This window comes from Nonomuraea sp. NPDC051191 (assembly GCF_044455665.1).
In the GTDB taxonomy this organism is placed as follows: Bacteria; Actinomycetota; Actinomycetes; order Streptosporangiales; family Streptosporangiaceae; genus Nonomuraea.
The window spans coordinates 37,637-55,991 of sequence record NZ_JBITEZ010000024.1 but is presented as its reverse complement, the minus strand read 5'-3'; the positions used below and the strand labels follow the sequence as shown (position 1 = coordinate 55,991).

Here is an 18,355-nt window from a genome sequence, read left to right as displayed (position 1 = left end):
TCTACGGAGCCTCAGTAGGCGGCCAGGACGTCCACGACGAAGACGAGGGTGTCGGAGCCCTTGATCCCGTACGCGGCGTGGCCGGGCGCGCCGTAGCCGTAGGCGGGCGGCACGATCATCAGCACCCGGCTGCCGACCGGCACCCCGACCAGCGCCTTGTCCCACCCCTTGATCACGGTGCCGTCGCCGATCTTGAACGCCTTCGGCAGGCCGGTCGGCCAGGTGCCGTCGAAGACCCGCCGCCGGTCCCAGACCGCGCCCTCGTACTGGGTGACCAGGAGCTGCCCGGCCTGCGCCGGACGCCCGCTCCCCCGCCTGAGCACCTTCGAGGCGAAAGCGCGCGGCGGCGCGGCGGACGGGATCGACAGCTCAGGACGGTCGTCACCGGTCACCCGCACCCCGGCCAGCGACCCGCCGGCGCTCTTGACCGAGGCGCCCTTGTGGTGGGCGCCCAGGATGTCCACGACGTAGAACAGGTCGTCGGCCGGGCCGACGCCGCGCGGCGGACTCGTGCCGAAGCCCTCCCCCGGCGGGATCGCCGCGATCACCCTGCTGCCCACCGTACGGCCGCGCAACGCCCGGTCCAGCCCCGGCAGCAGCGAACCCACCGGGAAGGCCGCCGGGGTGCCCCGGTTGAAGCTGGAGTCGACCAGGCGGTTGTCGCGGCCGTCCCAGACGTGCGCGGTGTACTGGACGACCGCGACGTCGTCGTCGCCGAGCCGGTCGCCGCCGCCCGTGCTCAGCTCCTCGACCCGCAGGCCGGCGGCGGGCCTGCCGTCGGGGAAGACGATCGTGGGCCTGGCGCCGAACGCGCCGCCCACCTTCAGGTCGAGGTCGCCGGCCGTCGCGCCCGTGCATCCGGCGGCCAGCAGGAGCAGCGGCGCCAGCGACGGCACGATCGTACGGCGGCGCATCGGTCCTCCCACGACGAAGCGGCCCGGCGGCGGGAAGCCACCGGGCCACGAGATGCTACCGCGTCGTCGGAACGCCCGTCAGGAGATCGCCCGTCAGGAGGCCGCCAGCACGTCCACCACGAACACCAGCGTGCTCTTGGCGGGGATCTTGTCCTGGGCCTGGTCGCCGTAGCCGAGGTCCGGCGGGATGCTCATGACGACCCGGCTGCCGACCGGCACTCCGGCCAGGCCCTTCTGCCAGCCCTGGATCACGTTCGCGAGCGGGAACTCGGCCGGCTCGCCGCGCTCCCAGCTGGAGTCGAACTGGCTGTCGGTGCCCCAGATCTTGCCCGTGTAGTGGACGGTCAGCGTCTGGGTGGGCAGCACCTTGGCGCCCGTGCCCTCGATGACGGTCTTGACCACCAGCTCCTTGGACGGCTTCTTGTCCGTCTTGGTGGTCAGCGTGGGGGCCTTGTCCCCACCCGGGTTGACCACCTTGACGCCGTCGAGGCTCTGGCCGGTCTCCTTGCCCGTGGCCGCCTTCAGCGCGGCGGGCCGGGCGCCGACCACGTCGAGCACGAACACCTTCGTCGGCTCGGCGCCGGCCGTGGCCTGCCCCTGCGGCGCCGAGTCGTTGGCCAGCACCGCCAGCAGCCGGCCGCCGTGCTTGACCTTGGTGAAGCCATCGCGCAGCACCTGCGGCAGCTGCTCGTTGACCGGGACGGTCTCGGGCTGCTTGGTGTCGTAGGAGGAGCCCTGGATCGCGTTGCCCTTGCCGTCCCAGTTGTAGACGGTCAGGTTGACGATCAGCTTGTCGCCGGTCTTGACCTCGGGGCCGGTGCCCGGCTGGATCACCTGGTAGGAGGACTTCGTCGCCGGCGAGCCGGCGGGGAAGGTCACCGTGGGCTTGGCGCCCACGTCGCCGGTGACCTTGAGCCCGGCCGAGCCGGTGCTGGTGGCGGCGCCTCCGTTCGCCCCGGCGTCGGTGTCGCCGCACGCGGCGGCGAAGAAGATCAGAGGCACGGCTGCCAGTACGGCCAGAGCGCGGCGCATGGATTTCCCTCGGAAAAGACGTCAGATTCGCGTCACCCTACCCGACATCGAGGTAGGGCCGAGGTAAACACCACGCCCCGGCCCGTTCCTCACATGCCCGCGATGAGCTTGTCGACCCGTTCGTCCACGCTGCGGAAGGGGTCCTTGCACAACACCGTGCGCTGGGCCTGGTCGTTCAGCTTCAGGTGAACCCAGTCGACGGTGAAGTCGCGCCGCTTCTCCTGCGCCTTGCGGATGAACTCGCCGCGCAGGCGCGCCCTGGTCGTCTGCGGCGGCACCGACTTGGCCTCGAAGATCTTCAGGTCGGAGGCCACCCGCTCGACCGAGCCACGCTTCTGCAGCAGGTAGAACAGGCCGCGCTTGCGGTGGACGTCGTGGTAGGCCAGGTCGAGCTGGGCCACCCTGGGCGAGGACAGCGGCAGGTCGTACTTCTTGCGGTAGCGCTCGATGAGCTGGTATTTGGTCACCCAGTCGATCTCGCGCGAGACCAGGTCGAGGTCGCCGGTCTCGACCGCGCGCAGCGTGCGCTCCCACAGCTCCAGCACCCGGCGGGTGATGGCGTCGCCGCCGCGCCGGTCGACGAAGTCCTGGGCCTTGGACAGGTACTCCTGCTGGATCTCCAGGCTGGAGGCCTCGCGCCCGTTGGCCAGGCGCACCCGGCGGCGGCCGGTCATGTCGTGGGAGACCTCGCGGATGGCCCTGATCGGATTCTCCAGGGACAGGTCGCGCATCACCGTGCCGGCCTCGATCATGCGCAGCACCAGGTCGGTCGCGCCGACCTTGAGCAGCATCGTGGTCTCGCTCATGTTGGAGTCGCCGACGATGACGTGCAGGCGGCGGAAGCGCTCGGCGTCGGCGTGCGGCTCGTCACGGGTGTTGATGATCGGCCGGGACCGGGTGGTGGCGCTGGAGACGCCTTCCCAGATGTGCTCGGCCCGCTGCGAGACGCAGTAGACGGCGCCGCGCGGCGTCTGGAGCACCTTGCCCGCACCGCACACGATCTGCCGGGTCACCAGGAACGGGATCAGCACGTCGGCCAGGCGGCCGAACTCGCCGTGCCGGCCCACCAGGTAGTTCTCGTGGCAGCCGTAGGAGTTGCCGGCCGAGTCGGTGTTGTTCTTGAAGAGATAGATGTCACCCGCGATGCCCTCTTCGCGCAGGCGTTTCTCGGCGTCGACGAGAAGGCCCTCAAGGATGCGCTCGCCCGCCTTGTCGTGCGTGACGAGTTCGATGACGTTGTCACACTCGGGTGTTGCGTACTCAGGATGGCTGCCCACGTCGAGGTAGAGACGTGCGCCGTTGCGGAGGAAGACGTTGCTCGATCGGCCCCAGGACACGACCCGCCGGAACAGGTAGCGCGCGACCTCGTCGGGGGACAGCCTGCGCTGTCCCCTGAACGTGCAGGTCACGCCGTACTCGTTCTCCAGCCCGAAGATGCGACGATCCATCACCTCACACTATGCCCATGGATCGGCGATCGGGAGAGATCTTCACAGGTGTTTTCCGGCGGACGTCCCATTTGCCAGGTTTGTTGGATGGGCTTTACCAGGTCCGCGCCCGCCCCCGCGAAGCGCGGAGCCGGTTCACGGGGTGTAGATCTCCTGCACCTTGACGATCTTGCCCTGGTACACCGTGACGAGCGACGGCTGCCGCTGCTTGCTGTGCCGCTTGACCAGGACGGACGAGGGACAGCGCTTGGCCCCCAGGCCGGTGTTGCGGTCGACGGTCATGGCCGCCATCTCCGGCTTGCAGCCGTAGGCCGACAGGAAGACGACGTCCTTGGCGATCGGGGAGGCGTAGGCCGTCACGTCGCCCTCGGGCGGGCCGACGAAGTACCCCTCGGTCTGCTTGGACCGCTTCCACTTGATGGGCTCGTACTCGGCGACGCCGCCGCGCACGTCGGTGATCCAGCCGCGCAGGATGCCGTTGTGGCGGGAGTGGATGCCCTTGGTGAAGTCGTGGCCGGGGTCGGCCTGGAAGCTCGTGCCGAAGATCGCGGGCTTCTTGTACGCCGGGTAGGCCGTGGCGGTCGAGGTCGTTGCGGTCGTTGCGGTGGCCGCAGTGGCCGCGTTGGCGGCGACGACGGAGGCCAGCAGCGCGGCGGCGGCGGTGCCGCCGGCGAGGAGGGTGCGCATCGAAGTGTTCACGCTTGCTGAGATCCCACCTCGCGCCCCAGGGTTCACCGTCGCGTCAGTGATACAGGTCACACAGCACGCGCCACTCTCGCGAGGGGCCGCCGCACGGCAGAGGGCGAGGGCCGCCGTGGCGGCCCTCGCCCTCTGCCGGTGGTCTTCGGGCCTTACAGCGGCCCTGACCCGTCGTCCACGTCGCCCTCAGGGCCCGTGGGCGGGCCGGTCGGGGGCGCGGCAGGCGGCGTCGTGGGCGGAGTGGCGGGCGGAGTGGCGGGCGGCTCCGAGTCGGACTCGGCCGGCGGGGTCGCGGGCGGAGTGGCGGGCGGAGTGGCGGGTGGCGTCGCGGACGACGTGGTCCGGGCGAGCAGGCGCTCCAGCCGCGCACCCGTCAGCCGCACGAACTTGCGGTGCTCACGGTTGCGGTCGAGCACCGCGACCTCCAGCTGCCCGACCGGCGGCCGCTCGCCGCCCGGCTCGGTGAGCGCCGCCAGCGCCACCTCCAGGGCGTCGGCCAGCGACATCGACTCGCGGTAGCGCTCCTTCAGCCGCCCGGCCACGGCGTCGGCCTGGCCGCCCATGGCCGCGAAGCCGTGCTCGTCGAACACCGAGCCGTCGAAGGTCAGCCGGTAGATGGCGTCGCCGTCGGGGGTGTCGCCGACCTCGGCGACGACGACCTCCACCTCCAGCGACTTGATCGACTCGGTGAAGATGCGGCCCAGGTTGGAGGCGTAGAGGTTGGCCAGGCCGCGGCCGGTGACGTCGGAGCGGTCGTAGGTGTAGCCGTTGATGTCGGCGTAGCGGATGCCGCCGAGACGCAGCTCCTCGAACTCGTTGTAGCGGCCGACGGCGGCGAACCCGATGCGGTCGTAGATCTCGCTGATCTTGTGCAGCGCCCGCGACGGGTTGGGCGCCACGAACAGGATGCCGTCGACGTACTGCAGCACGACGACGGACCGGCCCCGCGCGATGCCCTTGCGCGCGTAGTCGGCCTTGTCCCGCATGATCTGCTCAGGGGACGCATATCCAAAAGGCATGGACACGGGCAGTGGTCCTTTCTAGCGCAGCGGGGCGATGGGGCCGTCGGGCGAGATCATCCGGGCCTCCAGCATCTGTTCGACGTGGTCGGCCACCTGCTGATCGCTCAGCCTGCGGAAGCCGTCGGCGTCGATCACCGACACGATCGGCCAGATCTTCCTGGACACGTCGGGCCCGCCGGTCGCCGAGTCGTCGTCGGCCGCGTCGTAGAGGGCCTGGATCACCGTCATCACCATGTCGTCGGCCGAGGCGCCGTCGCGGTAGAGCTTCTTCAGCGAGCCGCGCGCGAAGATCGAACCGGAGCCGATGGCGTCGAACCTGTCACGCTCGTAGGGGCCGCCCGCCACGTCGTAGCTGAAGATGCGGCCCTGGTCGCGGTCGGGGTCGTAGGCCGCGAACAGCGGCACCACCACCAGGCCCTGCATCGCCATGCCGAGGTTGCCGCGGATCATGGTGGCCAGCCGGTTGGCCTTGCCCGCCACCGACAGCGTGCGGCCTTCCATCTTCTCGTAGTGCTCCAGCTCGACACGGTAGAGCCGGGCCATCTCGATGCCCGTGCTGGCCGTGCCCGCGATGCCCATGCACGAGTAGTCGTCGGCGCGGAACACCTTCTCGATGTCACGCTGCGAGATGATGTTCCCCGAGGTGGCCCGCCGGTCGCCCGCCATCACCACGCCGCCCGCGAAGGTGGCCGCCACGATCGTGGTCGCGTGCGGGACCTGGTCGCCGATCGGAGTGGCCAGCGCCTGGTGACGCTGTGGCAGCAACTCGGGCGCGTACGAGCCGACGAACTCGGTGAACGAGGAGTTCCCTGAGTTTCGGAAAAGCTGGTCCACCAGGCCGACGGGCAGATCCCTGTTAGGTGCCACGCGACTCCCTCCCAACATCAGTGTCTCTAGGCCGACCCTACTCATGTTGCGTTGCTGTCTGCACTTCCCACGATCAGCTCACGGCGAACCGTTCATCAGATCGTTTCTTTACGCCCGCCACACCCCGTGCAATTGTCGGTATGTCTGCACGTCCTGAACAGGAGGCCGACTTGCGACTCCCCAGCCGGCCCGCGCTCGTCGCGGCAGCCGCCGTCCTGGCCCTCACCTCCTGCGGCTCCGGCACCCAGTCCGGGGGCAGCATCACCCTCACCATCACCGCCAACTCCATCGAGGGCGGCAAGAACTCCGAGTCCGCCGCCTGGATCAAGAAGTGGGTCATCCCCGAGTTCGAGAAGACCCACCAGAACGTCAAGGTGCTCTTCCAGGGCAACGGCGTGGACGACGAGCAGTACAAGACCAAGATCGCTCTCGACCTCAAGTCCAGGACCGGGGCCGACGTCATCGACCTGGACGGCATCTGGGTCGGCGAGTTCGCCCAGGCCGGATACATCAAGCCGCTCACCGAGGTCGGCGGCGCCGGCGTCGAGCAGTGGGAGGGCTGGTCGCAGATCCCGCAGGCCGTCCAGGGCCTCGGCATCTTCGACGGCAAGAAGTACGGCCTGCCCCAGGGCACCGACGGCCGGGTGCTGTTCTACAACAAGGCGCTGTTCAGGAAGGCCGGGCTGCCCGAGAACTGGCAGCCGACCAGCTGGCAGCAGATCATCGACGCCGGCGTCAAGCTCAAGGCCGCCGGGGTGCCCACGCCCGTCCAGATCGACGCCGGTACCGCCATGGGCGAGGCCACCACCATGCAGGGCGTGCTCCCCCTGCTGGCCGGCGCCGGGTCGGAGATCTACGCCTCGGGCAAGTGGGCCGGCGCCTCCCAGGCCGTCAAGGACGTCCTGGGCTTCTACCAGCAGATCTACGGCGGCAGCGGGCTCGGCGACCCCAAGCTCCAGCAGGAGGCCAAGGGCCGCGACAAGTCCTTCGCCCAGTTCGCCGCCGGGAAGATCGCCATCCTGGCCGAGAGCGACTACTTCTGGCGCTCGGTCATCGAGCCCAAGGCCGGGGTCGCCCCCATGCCCGACCGCGACCAGGTCGTCGGCTACGCCAAGATCCCGGCCAGGCAGCCCGGCGGCGGAATCCGCGGCCAGGACTTCGTGAGCATGTCGGGCGGGGCCGTCCGCGTGCTCAACCCCTTCTCCAAGAACCCCAAGCTGGCCTGGGAGCTGCTGGCCTTCATGCACTCTGCGGCCGCGACCAAGTCGCAGCTGGCCGGGCAGGCCCGCATCAGCTCCCGTACCGATGTCAACGAGGAGGTGCTGACCGCCGACCCCATGCTCAAGTACGTGGCCGACGAGGTGCTGCCGGTCACCGCCTACCGTCCGGGACTGGCCGTCTACCCGCAGGTCTCGACCGCGTTGCAGGAGGCCACGGCGGCCGTGGTCGGCGGCAAGAGCGCGGACGAGGCGGCCGCGGCGTACCAGGGCAGGCTGGAGGGACTGGTCGGTGGCGCGGCCAACGTCGGCGGCTGACGCCGCGGGGCTGGGCCGGGGCAGGGCGGTCGCGTTCGTCCTGCCCGCCCTGGTCCTGATCGGCGTCTTCCTGCTCTTCCCCGCCCTGTGGACCGTCTACCTCGGCCTGACCGACTACCGGCTGACCGGCCTGGCCGCCGCCGACCCCCAGGTCGTCGGGCTCGACAACTACACCACCGCGCTGGCCGACCCGCGTTTCCTGTCCTCGCTGTGGCTCACCCTGCTGTACGTCGGCGGCTCGGCCGTCGTCGGGCAGGCCGGGCTGGGGTTCGCCCTGGCCTGGATCCTGCGCTCCCGGACCGGCCCGCTGCGCAGGATCGTCGAGGGCGCGGTGCTGCTGTCGTGGATCCTGCCCAGCACCGTGGTCGGCATGTTGTGGTTCGCGCTGCTCGACCGCGACGACGGCACGCTCAACGCCCTGCTGCACACGCCCGGGTTCGCCTGGCTGCTGGACTACCCGCTGCTGTCGATCATCGTCTTCAACGTGTGGCGCGGCACCGCGTTCTCGATGATGCTCTACTCGGCCGCCCTGGAGAACGTGCCGCCCTCGCACCTGGAGACCGCCCGGCTGGCGGGCGCGAGCGTGCCGCAGCAGCTGCGCGACGTGGTGCTGCCCACGATCAGGCGGCACGTCCTGACGAACCTGCTGCTGATCAGCCTGTGGACGTTCAACGACTTCACGCCGTTCGTGCTGACCGGCGGCGGGCCCGAGGGCCGCTCGGAGATCCTCCCCGTGTACGTCTACCGCGTCGCCCTCCAGGACGGGCAGCTCGGCGTCGGGGCCGCCATCTCCTTCCTCATCCTGCTGATCAACCTCGTCTTCGCCCTGGCCTACCTGCGGCTGCTGCGCGGCCGTCGCCGCACGCCGGAGGCCGCCGCCGCCGGAGGACCGCCCGCATGATCCGTCACACCGTCGGGCGGCTGGCCGCCACCGTCTTCGTCGCCGTCGTCCTGGCCTTCTTCGCGCTGCCCATGCTCTGGCTGGCCAGCGCGCCCTTCGACGACACGCCCACGATCACCACGTCGATCCCCGAGTTCACGTTGCGCAACTTCGCCGCCGTCCTGGACAACCCGTACGCGCTGGGCTCGATCCGCAACTCCCTCATCCAGGGCGGCGGGGCCGCGCTGCTGGTCGTCGTCCTGTCGGCGCTGGCCGCGTACGCGCTGTCGCGGGTGCGGCTGCCCGGCCGCGACGTCCTGCTCTACCTGCTCCTGCTGCTGTCGTCCGTGGTGACCGGCACGGCGGCGATGGTGCCGATCTTCGAGCTGGCCACCCGGCTCGGCCTCATCGACACCCATCTCGGCGTCATCCTCGTGGTCTCGGCCGGGCTGCTGCCCGCCGCGATCTTCATCCTGAAGGACTTCATGGACGAGACGCCCACCTCCTACGAGGAGTCGGCCCGCGTCTTCGGCGCCTCCTCGCTGCAGATCCTGCGGCATATCGTGGTCCCGCTCGTCCGGCCCGGCCTGGCCACCATCGCCGTGTGGGCGCTGGCCAGCGTGTGGGGCGGGTTCCTGTTCCAGTTCATCCTGCTGCGCGACCCCGACAAGGCGCCCGGCTCGATCATCCTCTACACGCTCTACACCGAGGGCGGCGCGCCCAGGCTCGACCTCATCTCCGCCTTCTCCCTGCTGTACTCCCTGCCGGTGGTGTTGATGTACCTGTTCGTCTCCCAGCGGTACGGCTTCCGCTTCCACGGAGGAATCAAGCGTTGATCTCCCTGCACGGCCTGACCAAGGTGTTCCCCGGCGGCGTACGCGCGCTCGACGACCTCGCGCTCACCGTCGCCGACGGTGAGTTCTTCGCCCTGCTCGGCCCCTCCGGCTGCGGGAAGACCACCCTCCTGCGCAGCATCGCCGGCCTGGAGACCCCCACCTCCGGGACCATCGCCATCAACGACAGGGACGTCACCGCGCTGCCGCCGGGCGAGCGCGACGTCGCCATGGTCTTCCAGGACTACGCGATCTTCCCCCACATGGACGTCACCGCCAACATCGCCTACCCGCTGCGCATCAAGAAGGTGCCCCGCGCCCGGCGGGTGGAGAAGGCGGCCGAGGTCGCGGCCCGGCTCAGCCTCACCGAGCTGCTGCTGCGGCGTCCGGCCGAGCTGTCGGGCGGACAGCAGCAGCGGGTGGCGCTGGCCCGCGCGATCGCCTGCCATCCGGCCGCGTTCCTGTTCGACGAGCCGCTGTCCAACCTCGACGCCCGGCTGCGCCTGGAGGCCCGCACCTTCCTCAAGCGGCTGCAGCGGGAGCTGGCCGTCACCACCGTGTTCGTCACCCACGACCAGGCCGAAGCGCTCGCGCTCGCCGACCGCATCGCCGTCATGTCCAAGGGCTCGATGGTCCAGGTCGGCACCCCGTCGGAGATCTTCCACCGGCCGGCCACCACGTTCGTGGCCTCCTTCATCGGCTCCACCCCGATGAACCTGCTGCCCGCCCAGGTCACCGACTCCGGGCTCAAGGTGGCCGGCGCCCTTCGCCCGCTGCCCGAGGGCCTGGCCCCGGACGACGACGTCCCGGTGACGTACGGCGTACGCCCGGAGTACATGGACCTGTCCCCCGCCGAGCGCCCCGACGCCTTCCCCGGCGTGGTCTCCGTCCTGGAGAACATGGGCACCCACACCCTCATCACCCTGGAGTCCCCGGGCGGGCTCATCCAGGCCGTCGTGCCCGAGGGCGAGGAGCCGCCGCTCGGCGCCTCGCGCTGGGCCGTGCCGCGCCGCGCCCTGGTCTACCGCGACGACCGGCTGCTGTGAGCCCGGCCCGCATACTGGACCCATGGCCAGGTCCTGGATCCTGCACGTCGACCTCGACCAGTTCATCGCCGCCGTGGAGCTGCTGCGCCATCCCGAGCTGCGCGGCAGGCCCGTCGTGGTGGGCGGTTCCGGCGACCCCACCCAGCCCCGCACGGTCGCCGCGACCGCCACCTACGAGGCCCGCGAGCACGGCGTGCACTCCGGCATGCCGCTGCGCACCGCGCTGCGGCGCTGCCCCGAGGCCGTCTTCCTGCCCAGCGACCCGCCCGCCTACGAGGCCGCCTCCGAGCGGGTCATGGCCGCCCTGCGCGAGCTGCCGGTGCTCGTGGAGGTCTGGGGCTGGGACGAGGCGTTCGTCGGAGCCACGACCGACGACCCCGAGGCGCTGGCGGCCGACCTGCGGCGGGTCGTGCTCGACCGCACCACGCTGAGCTGCTCGGTCGGCATCGGCGACAACAAGCACCAGGCCAAGCTCGCCTCGGCGTTCGCCAAACCCGCCGGGATCTACCGCCTGACCGGCGAGAACTGGGCGGAGGTGATGAACGACCGCCCGACGGACGCGCTGTGGGGCATCGGCGCCCGGACCGCGAAGAAGCTCGCCGGGCTCGGCCTGCGCACGGTCGCCGACCTGGCCGCCGCCGACCCGGCCGCGCTGGCCGGCGTCTTCGGGCCGGTCAACGGCCCCTGGTACCACTACCTGGCCCTCGGCAGGGGCGAGGCGGAGGTGGTCACCACTCCCTGGGTGGCCCGCGGTCACAGCCGCGAGACCACGTTCCCCCGTGACCTCACCGATCGCGACGCCATCGCCGGCCACGTGGCCGATCTCGCCGGGCAGGTCGCCCGCGACGCGGCCGCGGAGGGGCGGCTCTGCGCGCGGGTGACGGTCAAGGTGCGCTTCGCCCCGTTCCTGACGCGCACCCGGCAGTCCACGCTCCCGGCGCCGACGGCCGATCCCGGCACGCTGACCCGGGCGGCGCTCGCCGTGCTGGGCCGCTTCGACCTCGACCGCCCGGTCAGGCTGCTCGGCGTGGCGGTCGAGTACACCGCCCCCGAGGAGTGAGCCCCGGCCGGGACGGCCGGGGCTCATCCTTCCCCATGGTCAGAGCGGTGAGGACAAGGCTTCGTCAGCCCTACTCGCCACCCTTTTGCACATAGGAACGCACGAATTCCTCTGCGTTCTCTTCGAGCACTTCGTCGATTTCGTCCAGGATCGCGTCGACATCGTCAGTGAGCTTCTCCTGTCGCTCCTGCACGTCCGGCGCCGCCGAGGCCTCGGTCTCCTCAACTTCGGCCTCACGCCGGCCGGTCTGCTTCTGCCCGCCGGTGTCCTTGGTTGCCATGTCCTACCTCCGCTTGGGGGACTGCCTCTAAGGCATATCTTCCCCGAACCTGACGACATTTCGCGTCGAACAGCCTGCGATCTTGGCGGCTTGACTGGATAGCACTCCTATCCAATAATGGATGCACCTATACACAAGGAGATCCCGACATGTCACCTTCTTCGCTGAGCACGGCAGGTGTGCTCCTCATCACAGTCCCCGGCGTCGCGTTCGGCGGCGTGACCCTGCTGCGTTTCCTCATGCGCAACGAACCGGGCTATCTGGACAACCCCGTCCGCAGGGGGCTGTGGCGGGCCGGGCACGCGCACGCGGGCGTCCTGGTGCTGTTCAGCCTGGTCGCGATGCTGTACGTGGACCAGGCGAGCCTTCCGGACGGCGTGAAGGCGTTGACGCGGACGCTCATCGTCGCCGCGCCCATCCTGATGCCGCTGGGCTTCTTCCTGTCGGTGGTGCGGCCGCGCGACACCAAGCCCAACCGGCTGATCTGGCTGACCGCGGTGGGCGGCGCGTCGCTGGCCGTGGGCACGCTGACGCTGGGGATCGGCCTGCTGTGAGCCCGGGGGGCGGCCCGGGGCCGCTCTACTCCCCGGTGCCCGTCAGCGCGGCGACCAGGTCGGCCGCGGTGCGGCAGCGGTCGAAGAGCTCGCCGACGTGGGCCTTGGTGCCACGCAGCGGTTCGAGCGTGGGCACGCGCTGCAACGACTCCCGGCCCGGGATGTCGAAGATCACCGAGTCCCAGGAGGCGGCGGCCACCGACTCGCTGTACTGGCTCAGGCAGCGCCCCCGGAAATAGGCGCGGGTGTCGGTCGGCGGCAGCTCGATCGCGCGCTCGACCTCTTCCTCGCTGATCAGGCGCTGCATGCGCCCGCGCGCCACGAGCCGGTTGTACAGGCCGCGGTCGGGGCGGATGTCGGAGTACTGGAGATCGACGAGCTGCAGCCTCGGGTGGGACCAGGGCAGGCTGTCGCGGGTGCGGTAGCCCTCCAGGAGCTCCAGCTTGGCGACCCAGTCCAGCTCGCGCGAGAGCTGCATCGGGTCCTCGGCCAGGCGGGTGAGCACCGACTCCCAGCGGTCGAGGACGTCCTTGTTCATCTCGTCCTGGGCGGTGCCGCGTTCCTCGACGTACTTGCGGGCCTGCTCCAGGTACTCCATCTGGAGCTGCACGGCGGTGAGCCTGCGGCCGTCGCGCATCGGGATCTCGTAGCGGCAGCTCGGGTCGTGGCTGACCGCCCGCAGCGACTGGACCGGGTTCTCCACGGCCAGGTCGCGGGTGAGGAAGCCCTCCTCGATCATGGCCAGGACGAGCGCGGTGGAGCCCAGCTTGAGGTAGGTGGAGATCTCCGACATGTTGGCGTCGCCGATGATCACGTGCAGCCGGCGGTACTTCTCGGGGTCGGCGTGCGGCTCGTCGCGGGTGTTGATGATGGGCCGCTTGAGCGTGGTCTCCAGGCCGACCTCGACCTCGAAGAAGTCGGCGCGCTGGCTGATCTGGAAGCCCTCGCCGCGGGAGTCCTGGCCGATGCCGACCTTGCCCGCGCCGGTGACGACCTGCCGGGAGACGAAGAACGGCGTCAGGTGCCGGACGATGTCGGCGAACGGCGTGGCGCGCCGCATCAGGTAGTTCTCGTGGCAGCCGTAGGAGGCGCCCTTGGCGTCGGTGTTGTTCTTGTAGAGCTGGATCGGCGCGTTGGACGGGACCGCCGAGGCGCGGGTGGCCGCGTCGTACATGACGCGCTCGCCGGCCTTGTCCCAGATGACCGCCGCCCGCGGGTTGGTGCACTCCGGCGAGGAGTACTCCGGGTGGGCGTGGTCGACGTAGAGCCTGGCCCCGTTGGTGAGGATGACGTTGGCCAGCCCGAGGTCCTCGTCGGTGAGCTGGCTGGGATCGGCGACCTCGCGGGCCAGGTCGAAGCCGCGCGCGTCGCGGAGCGGGTTCTCCTCCTCGAAGTCCCAGCGCGCTCTGCGCGCGCGGGCCGCCGAGGCGGCCAGGTAGGCGTTCACGACCTGGGAGGAGGTCACCATCGCGTTGGCGCCTGGCTGACCTGGTACGGAGATGCCGTATTCGGTCTCGATGCCCATCACCCGACGCACCGTCATGCAACACCCTCTGTTCGTCCGGATCTGCCTATCCGCCGTTTATATGCCCGAGCCTATGCCCTTCACAGTGCCCCGAGGCCACAGAGTTATGGCACCGACGCCTTTTCAATCTGTACGGCGGAGCTTGTTGTGATTTGCGGGGATCTGCGGGGCTTGAGTAGTCGCTGGATCGGCCGTTCGGCAAAGGAGTAGATCAGATACGACAGCACGACGGCGGCCACGGTCGTGACCAGGGCCACCGTCCAGGGGGGCAGGTCGCCGGTGAGCAACGGGATGAGCGCCGCCGCGGTGACCCCATGGAAGAGGTAAAGCGGGTAAGTGGTGGCCCCGAGCGCGGTGAGCGTCTTCGAGGGTTTGAGCCGGATCAGGCCGAGGGCGACCAGGGCCATGGCGATGAAGATCAGGGTGATGGTGACGATCACGCTGGTGTCGGTGACGGGCATGTTCTTGAACCCGGCGGCGTCGATCCGGCGGTGCACGCGGCCCAGCGCGGCGGGGATGGCCATGGCGTACCCGGCGGCGACGTACAGCCACGGGAGCAGGGCCTTGCGGTTGCGGTGGATGAGATACAGGGCCATGCCGGCGACGAAATAAGGGGCGTAGTCGGGCATGAGGATCTCGTTCAGCAGGTCGTTCTCGATCATCCTGGCGGCCAGCGCGGCGGCCAGCCAGACGCCCGAGAAGACCAGCACCCGCCCGTACGTGACGCCCACGATCACCAGGATTGCGATCAGCAGGTAGAAGCGCAGCTCGGCCCACAGCGACCAGTAGACGCCACTGGCGTCGGCCACCTTGAACAGCCGCTGGAACATGGTGGCGTTCACCAGGTACTGGCCTGGTGAAAGTTTTGGGTCCAGCGCGGTGGCGCCGGTCAGCCCGTACAGGGCCGCCACGGCGCCGAGGCTCAGCCAGTACGCCGGATACAGGCGCACCAGCCGCGACCGGGCGAACGCCCCGAGCCCCCGCCCCCAGACCGTCATGAGGATGACGAACCCGCTGATGACGAAGAACAGCTCCACGCCCAGGATGCCCAGCCCGGCGAAGGGCGCGAGCGGGGGGAACAGCGCGGCGGGCCTGGCCCCCCAGACCGAGGCGAAGGCCACCAGATAGTGGAAGGCGACGACCGCCAGGGCGGCGATGAAGCGCAGGAGGTCGAGTTCGGCCAACCGGCCGTCTCCCCGAGCATGCTTTGGCCGGTTAGGTTGGTGCACGCCCTTTTGACGACCCTGTGATCACTTTGGTTCCACAGGTCCCTCTGTTCCCACCAGCAACACGCGTGAGGCGGGGCCCAGAGCGATCGCCTCGCGGGTGCCCGGGTCGAGGGCGAGCAGCCCGGCGGCCCCCGCCGCGCCGCACTCGGACAGCGCCACCCCGCGCCCGGCCAGCAGGGCGGCGGCCTCGGCGGCCTGCTCGTCGGCCACGGTGACGAACAGGTCGGCCTGACGGCGCAGCAGGTCGAAGGCGATCAGGGACGGTTCGAGGCAGTCGAGCCTGCCCAGCCGGGTCGGCGTGCCGGCCGAGTGCACCGGCTCGCCCGCGCGGGCGCTCTCCAGCAGGCAGGGCGCGCCGTCGGGCTCGACCACGACGATCCTGGGCAGCTCGCCCCACCGGTCGCGCGTGTACCCGGCCGCGGCGGCTGCCAGCCCGCCGACCCCGGCCTGCACGAACACGTGCGTCGGCGGGATCTCGATCTCGTCGAACAGGACGGTGTAGCCGCGCATGACGTCCAGCGGGATGTCGTGGTAGCCCTCCCAGGAGGTGTCGGCGACCAGGCGCCAGCCGTGCTCCTGGGAGGCGTGCAGGGCGGCGGCCAGGCTCGCGTCGTAGTCGTCGCCCTCGCGGACGACGTCGGCGTCCAGGGCGCGCAGCCGGTGCGCGAACGGCTCGGGGACCTGGTGGCTGAGGTAGACGACGCAGCGCGCGCCGAGCTCCCTGGCCCCGGCCGCGACCGAGATGCCGTGGTTGCCGGCGCTGGCGCAGACGTACGTGGTGCCGCCGCCGTCGCGTTCGGACAGCCGGTGCACGGCGTAGGCCCCGCCGAGCGCCTTGAAGCTGCCCAGGCCCATGCGGCCGCTCTCGTCCTTGACGTGCACGGTGCCCGCCCCGGCCAGGTCGGTCAGGGTGTGCACGGGCGTGGGCCGGTAGGCCGGGTGCCGGGCGAAGTGCGCGCGGGCCTGCCGGGCGTGCCCGACGCCGATCAGCTCGCGGTCGCGTTCGGTGGAGGGCGTGCGGCCGGGGTTGAAGAAGTGCATGATCGCCATGCTAGGACGGGCCGGGCGTCGTTCCCCGGCACCTGGGCGGGTGTCACGTGGAGCGGTCGCGGGCGGCGGCCACGGCGGCCTGGCCGAGGCTGAGCCCGCCGTCGCCGGGCGGCACCCGGGTGTGGGTGAGCACCCGGAACCCGGCCGCGCGCAGGCGCTCGACGGTCCGTTCGAGCAGCAGCGCGTTCTGCAGGACGGCGCCCGACAGCGCCGTGGTGTTCAGGCCCGTGCCGTCCCTCAGCATGACGCAGCAGCGTACGACGGCGTCGGCCACGCCGTTGTGGAAGCGGCCCGCGATCGTGCCGGGGCCGATCCCGGCGGCGACGTCGGCGGCGGCGGCCCGTACGAGGTCGGCGGCGTGCACGACGAGCAGGTCGCCCTCGGTGATGGTGGCCGCGTACGAGCCGGTCTCGGCGGGGTCGGCGCGCTGTTCGAGCTCGGCGGCCGCCTGCCCCTCGTAGGTGACGGTGTCGCGGATGCCGAGCAGCGCCGAGACGGCGTCGAACAGCGGGCCGGCGCTGGAGGTCATGGGCGCGCCCACCCCGGTACGGGTCCGGGCGAGCACGTCGGGCCAGTGGGCGGCGTTGCGGCGGACGACGTCCAGGCCCGGGTGCTCGTCGCGCAGGTAGGCGGCGGCCATGCGCCACGGCTGGCGGACCGCGGCCGCGCCGCCGGGCATCGGGACCAGGGCCAGGTGGCCGAGCCGGGTGCAGGAGGCCAGGTCGGCGCGTAGGAACTCGCCGCCCCACAGCGTGCCGTCGAGGCCGTGGGCGGGCCCGTCGAGCGCCACCCCGATCACCGGGCCCGTCTCGCCGTTGTCGGCCAGGCAGGAGGCGATGTGGGCGTGGTGATGCTGGACGCCGACGAGCTCGACGCCGGTCAGCTCCAAGGCGTGCCTGGTGGACAGGTAGCCGGGGTCGAGGTCGTGGGCGACGACCTCGGGGCGGATGTCGAACAGGCCGCAGAAGTGGTCGATGCCCTCGACGAAGGAGCGCAGGGTCTCCTGGTCGTCCAGGTCGCCGAGGTGCTGGGACAGGAACGCGCGCCGGCCGCGTACCAGGCAGAAGGTGCTGCCCAGCTCGGCGCCGCAGGCCAGCACCGGGCGGGGCGCGGGACGGCGCAGCGTGAGCGGCTCGGGCGCGTGGCCGCGGGCGCGGCGCAGCACGGTGTGCCCGCCGGACCACGGGCGCAGCACGGAGTCGTCGGCGCGCACGTGGATGGCCCGGTCGTGCACGAGGAAGGCGTCGGCGATGCCGCCGAGCCGGGTGACGGCGTCGGCGTCCTCGTGGGCGATGGGCTCGTCGCAGACGTTGCCGCCGGTCAGCACCATGGGCTCGGCCAGCTCCCGGAGCAGCAGGTGGTGCAGCGGCGTGTAGGGCAGCATCAGGCCGAGGTCGCGCCTGCCGGGCGCGACCGCGTCGGCGACCGGCGCGCCGGGCAGCCGGGGCAGCAGCACGACCGGGCGGGCGCGGCCGGTGAGCAGTTCGGCGGCCTGCCCGTCGACCGCGCACAGGCGGCGGGCCTGGTCGAGGTCGGCGACCATGACGGCGAACGGCTTCTCCGCGCGGTGCTTGCGGGCCCGCAGGGCCGCGGCGGCCTCCTGGTGGGCGGCGGGCACGGCCAGGTGGAAGCCGCCCAGGCCCTTGACGGCGACGACGCGGCCGGCCCGCAGCAGGCTCGCGCAGGCGGCGATCGGGTCGCCGCACAGGTCGGCGCCGCGCGCGTCCAGCAGGCGCAGGGACGGGCCGCAGGCCGGGCAGCAGGTGGGCTCGGCGCGGAAGTGGCGGTCGCCGGGGTCGTGGTACTCGGCCGAGCAGTCGGCGCACATCGCGAACCCGGCCATGGTGGTCAGCAGCCGGTCGAAGGGCACGCCGCGCACGACGGTGAAGCGCGGCCCGCAGTTGGCGCAGGCGACGAACGGGTAGCGGTGGCGGCGACCGGCCGGGTCGGCCAGCTCACGCAGGCAGTCGTCGCAGGTGGCGAGGTCGGCCGGGACGAGGGCGCGGCGCGGGCCGGCCGGGTCGCCGGCGGTGATGGTGAAGCCCCGGTGGCCCGCGGGCGCGCCGCTGACGACGGTGACGCTCTCGATCTCCGACAGGGCCGGCGCGTCGCGCTCCAGCGCGGTCAGGAACTCCTCGACCCCCGCCAAGGCGCCCTCGACCTCGATGAACACCCCCTCGACGTCGTTGCGCACACGCCCGGCCAGGCCGAGTCTGCTGGCCAGCGAATACACGAAGGGGCGGAAGCCCACGCCCTGGACGACGCCTTCGACGCGGACGTCCACCCGTTTGCGGACTGTCACAGGCCCCAGTGTGCGCCTCATCGAGCCTGCTTGTACGGCGGATGACGCGTGTCGCGCGCCCCTTCTGACGGCAGGCGCC

The 18,355-nt window shown here is 71.2% G+C and carries 17 protein-coding genes; 6 read left to right on the top strand and 11 right to left on the bottom strand.

The window, feature by feature from the left end:
- Positions 1–11: 11 nt before the first annotated feature.
- The 6 genes from ACIA8R_RS46525 to prcB form a co-directional block, all read right to left on the bottom strand.
- Positions 12–914, bottom strand: a complete 903-nt coding sequence (locus ACIA8R_RS46525) for an FKBP-type peptidyl-prolyl cis-trans isomerase (protein WP_357706947.1) — start codon at positions 912–914, stop codon at positions 12–14.
- A gap of 93 nt (positions 915–1,007) precedes the next feature.
- The gene (locus tag ACIA8R_RS46520; RefSeq protein WP_397044285.1) at positions 1,008–1,946 is read right to left on the bottom strand and encodes an FKBP-type peptidyl-prolyl cis-trans isomerase; all 939 of its coding nucleotides are present in this window, start codon (positions 1,944–1,946) and stop codon (positions 1,008–1,010) included.
- 89 nt (positions 1,947–2,035) lie between these two features.
- A complete protein-coding gene (pafA, locus tag ACIA8R_RS46515) occupies positions 2,036–3,394 on the bottom strand; it encodes a Pup--protein ligase (RefSeq protein WP_125642647.1) in 1,359 nt (452 codons plus the stop codon).
- A gap of 135 nt (positions 3,395–3,529) precedes the next feature.
- Complete coding sequence (locus ACIA8R_RS46510) at positions 3,530–4,093, bottom strand: hypothetical protein (RefSeq protein WP_364095632.1); 564 nt, start codon at positions 4,091–4,093, stop codon at positions 3,530–3,532.
- Positions 4,094–4,245: 152 nt separating this feature from the next.
- The gene (gene prcA, locus ACIA8R_RS46505) at positions 4,246–5,112 is read right to left on the bottom strand and encodes a proteasome subunit alpha (protein ID WP_397044283.1); all 867 of its coding nucleotides are present in this window, start codon (positions 5,110–5,112) and stop codon (positions 4,246–4,248) included.
- Between the two features lie 21 nt (positions 5,113–5,133).
- Complete coding sequence (prcB, locus tag ACIA8R_RS46500) at positions 5,134–6,000, bottom strand: proteasome subunit beta (protein ID WP_397044369.1); 867 nt, start codon at positions 5,998–6,000, stop codon at positions 5,134–5,136.
- A gap of 152 nt (positions 6,001–6,152) precedes the next feature.
- Here prcB and ACIA8R_RS46495 point away from each other — a divergent pair, with 152 nt between their 5' ends.
- The 5 genes from ACIA8R_RS46495 to ACIA8R_RS46475 are packed head-to-tail and all read left to right on the top strand — an operon-like array spanning position 6,153 to position 11,336.
- Positions 6,153–7,517, top strand: a complete 1,365-nt coding sequence (locus ACIA8R_RS46495; RefSeq protein ID WP_397044281.1) for an extracellular solute-binding protein — start codon at positions 6,153–6,155, stop codon at positions 7,515–7,517.
- Complete coding sequence (locus ACIA8R_RS46490; protein ID WP_364095628.1) at positions 7,492–8,418, top strand: sugar ABC transporter permease; 927 nt, start codon at positions 7,492–7,494, stop codon at positions 8,416–8,418. Before ACIA8R_RS46495 ends, ACIA8R_RS46490 begins: the two co-directional genes overlap by 26 nt.
- On the top strand, positions 8,415–9,233 hold the full coding sequence (locus ACIA8R_RS46485; protein WP_364095624.1) for a carbohydrate ABC transporter permease: 819 nt from the start codon (positions 8,415–8,417) through the stop codon (positions 9,231–9,233). Before ACIA8R_RS46490 ends, ACIA8R_RS46485 begins: the two co-directional genes overlap by 4 nt.
- Positions 9,230–10,276: an ABC transporter ATP-binding protein gene (locus ACIA8R_RS46480; RefSeq protein ID WP_364095621.1), complete on the top strand. Its 1,047-nt coding sequence runs from the start codon at positions 9,230–9,232 to the stop codon at positions 10,274–10,276. Before ACIA8R_RS46485 ends, ACIA8R_RS46480 begins: the two co-directional genes overlap by 4 nt.
- 22 nt (positions 10,277–10,298) lie before the next feature.
- On the top strand, positions 10,299–11,336 hold the full coding sequence (locus ACIA8R_RS46475) for a DNA polymerase IV (protein ID WP_397044278.1): 1,038 nt from the start codon (positions 10,299–10,301) through the stop codon (positions 11,334–11,336).
- A 70-nt stretch (positions 11,337–11,406) separates the two neighbouring features.
- Here ACIA8R_RS46475 and ACIA8R_RS46470 read toward each other — a convergent pair whose 3' ends face one another.
- Positions 11,407–11,616: a ubiquitin-like protein Pup gene (locus tag ACIA8R_RS46470; protein WP_132622197.1), complete on the bottom strand. Its 210-nt coding sequence runs from the start codon at positions 11,614–11,616 to the stop codon at positions 11,407–11,409.
- A 149-nt stretch (positions 11,617–11,765) separates the two neighbouring features.
- Here ACIA8R_RS46470 and ACIA8R_RS46465 point away from each other — a divergent pair, with 149 nt between their 5' ends.
- Positions 11,766–12,170 carry a hypothetical protein gene (locus ACIA8R_RS46465; protein ID WP_357706957.1) on the top strand — a complete coding sequence of 135 codons (405 nt, stop codon included), beginning with the start codon at positions 11,766–11,768 and terminating at the stop codon, positions 12,168–12,170.
- A gap of 25 nt (positions 12,171–12,195) precedes the next feature.
- Here ACIA8R_RS46465 and dop read toward each other — a convergent pair whose 3' ends face one another.
- From dop to hypF, 4 genes are all read right to left on the bottom strand, one after another.
- Positions 12,196–13,713, bottom strand: coding sequence for a depupylase/deamidase Dop (gene dop / locus ACIA8R_RS46460; RefSeq protein ID WP_357706958.1), 1,518 nt, complete (start codon positions 13,711–13,713; stop codon positions 12,196–12,198).
- Between the two features lie 86 nt (positions 13,714–13,799).
- The gene (locus tag ACIA8R_RS46455) at positions 13,800–14,879 is read right to left on the bottom strand and encodes an acyltransferase (protein ID WP_357706959.1); all 1,080 of its coding nucleotides are present in this window, start codon (positions 14,877–14,879) and stop codon (positions 13,800–13,802) included.
- Positions 14,880–14,945: 66 nt separating this feature from the next.
- Positions 14,946–15,965 carry a pyridoxal-phosphate dependent enzyme gene (locus tag ACIA8R_RS46450; RefSeq protein ID WP_397044275.1) on the bottom strand — a complete coding sequence of 340 codons (1,020 nt, stop codon included), beginning with the start codon at positions 15,963–15,965 and terminating at the stop codon, positions 14,946–14,948.
- Positions 15,966–16,017: 52 nt separating this feature from the next.
- Positions 16,018–18,276, bottom strand: coding sequence for a carbamoyltransferase HypF (hypF, locus tag ACIA8R_RS46445; protein ID WP_397044273.1), 2,259 nt, complete (start codon positions 18,274–18,276; stop codon positions 16,018–16,020).
- Positions 18,277–18,355: the final 79 nt, after the last annotated feature.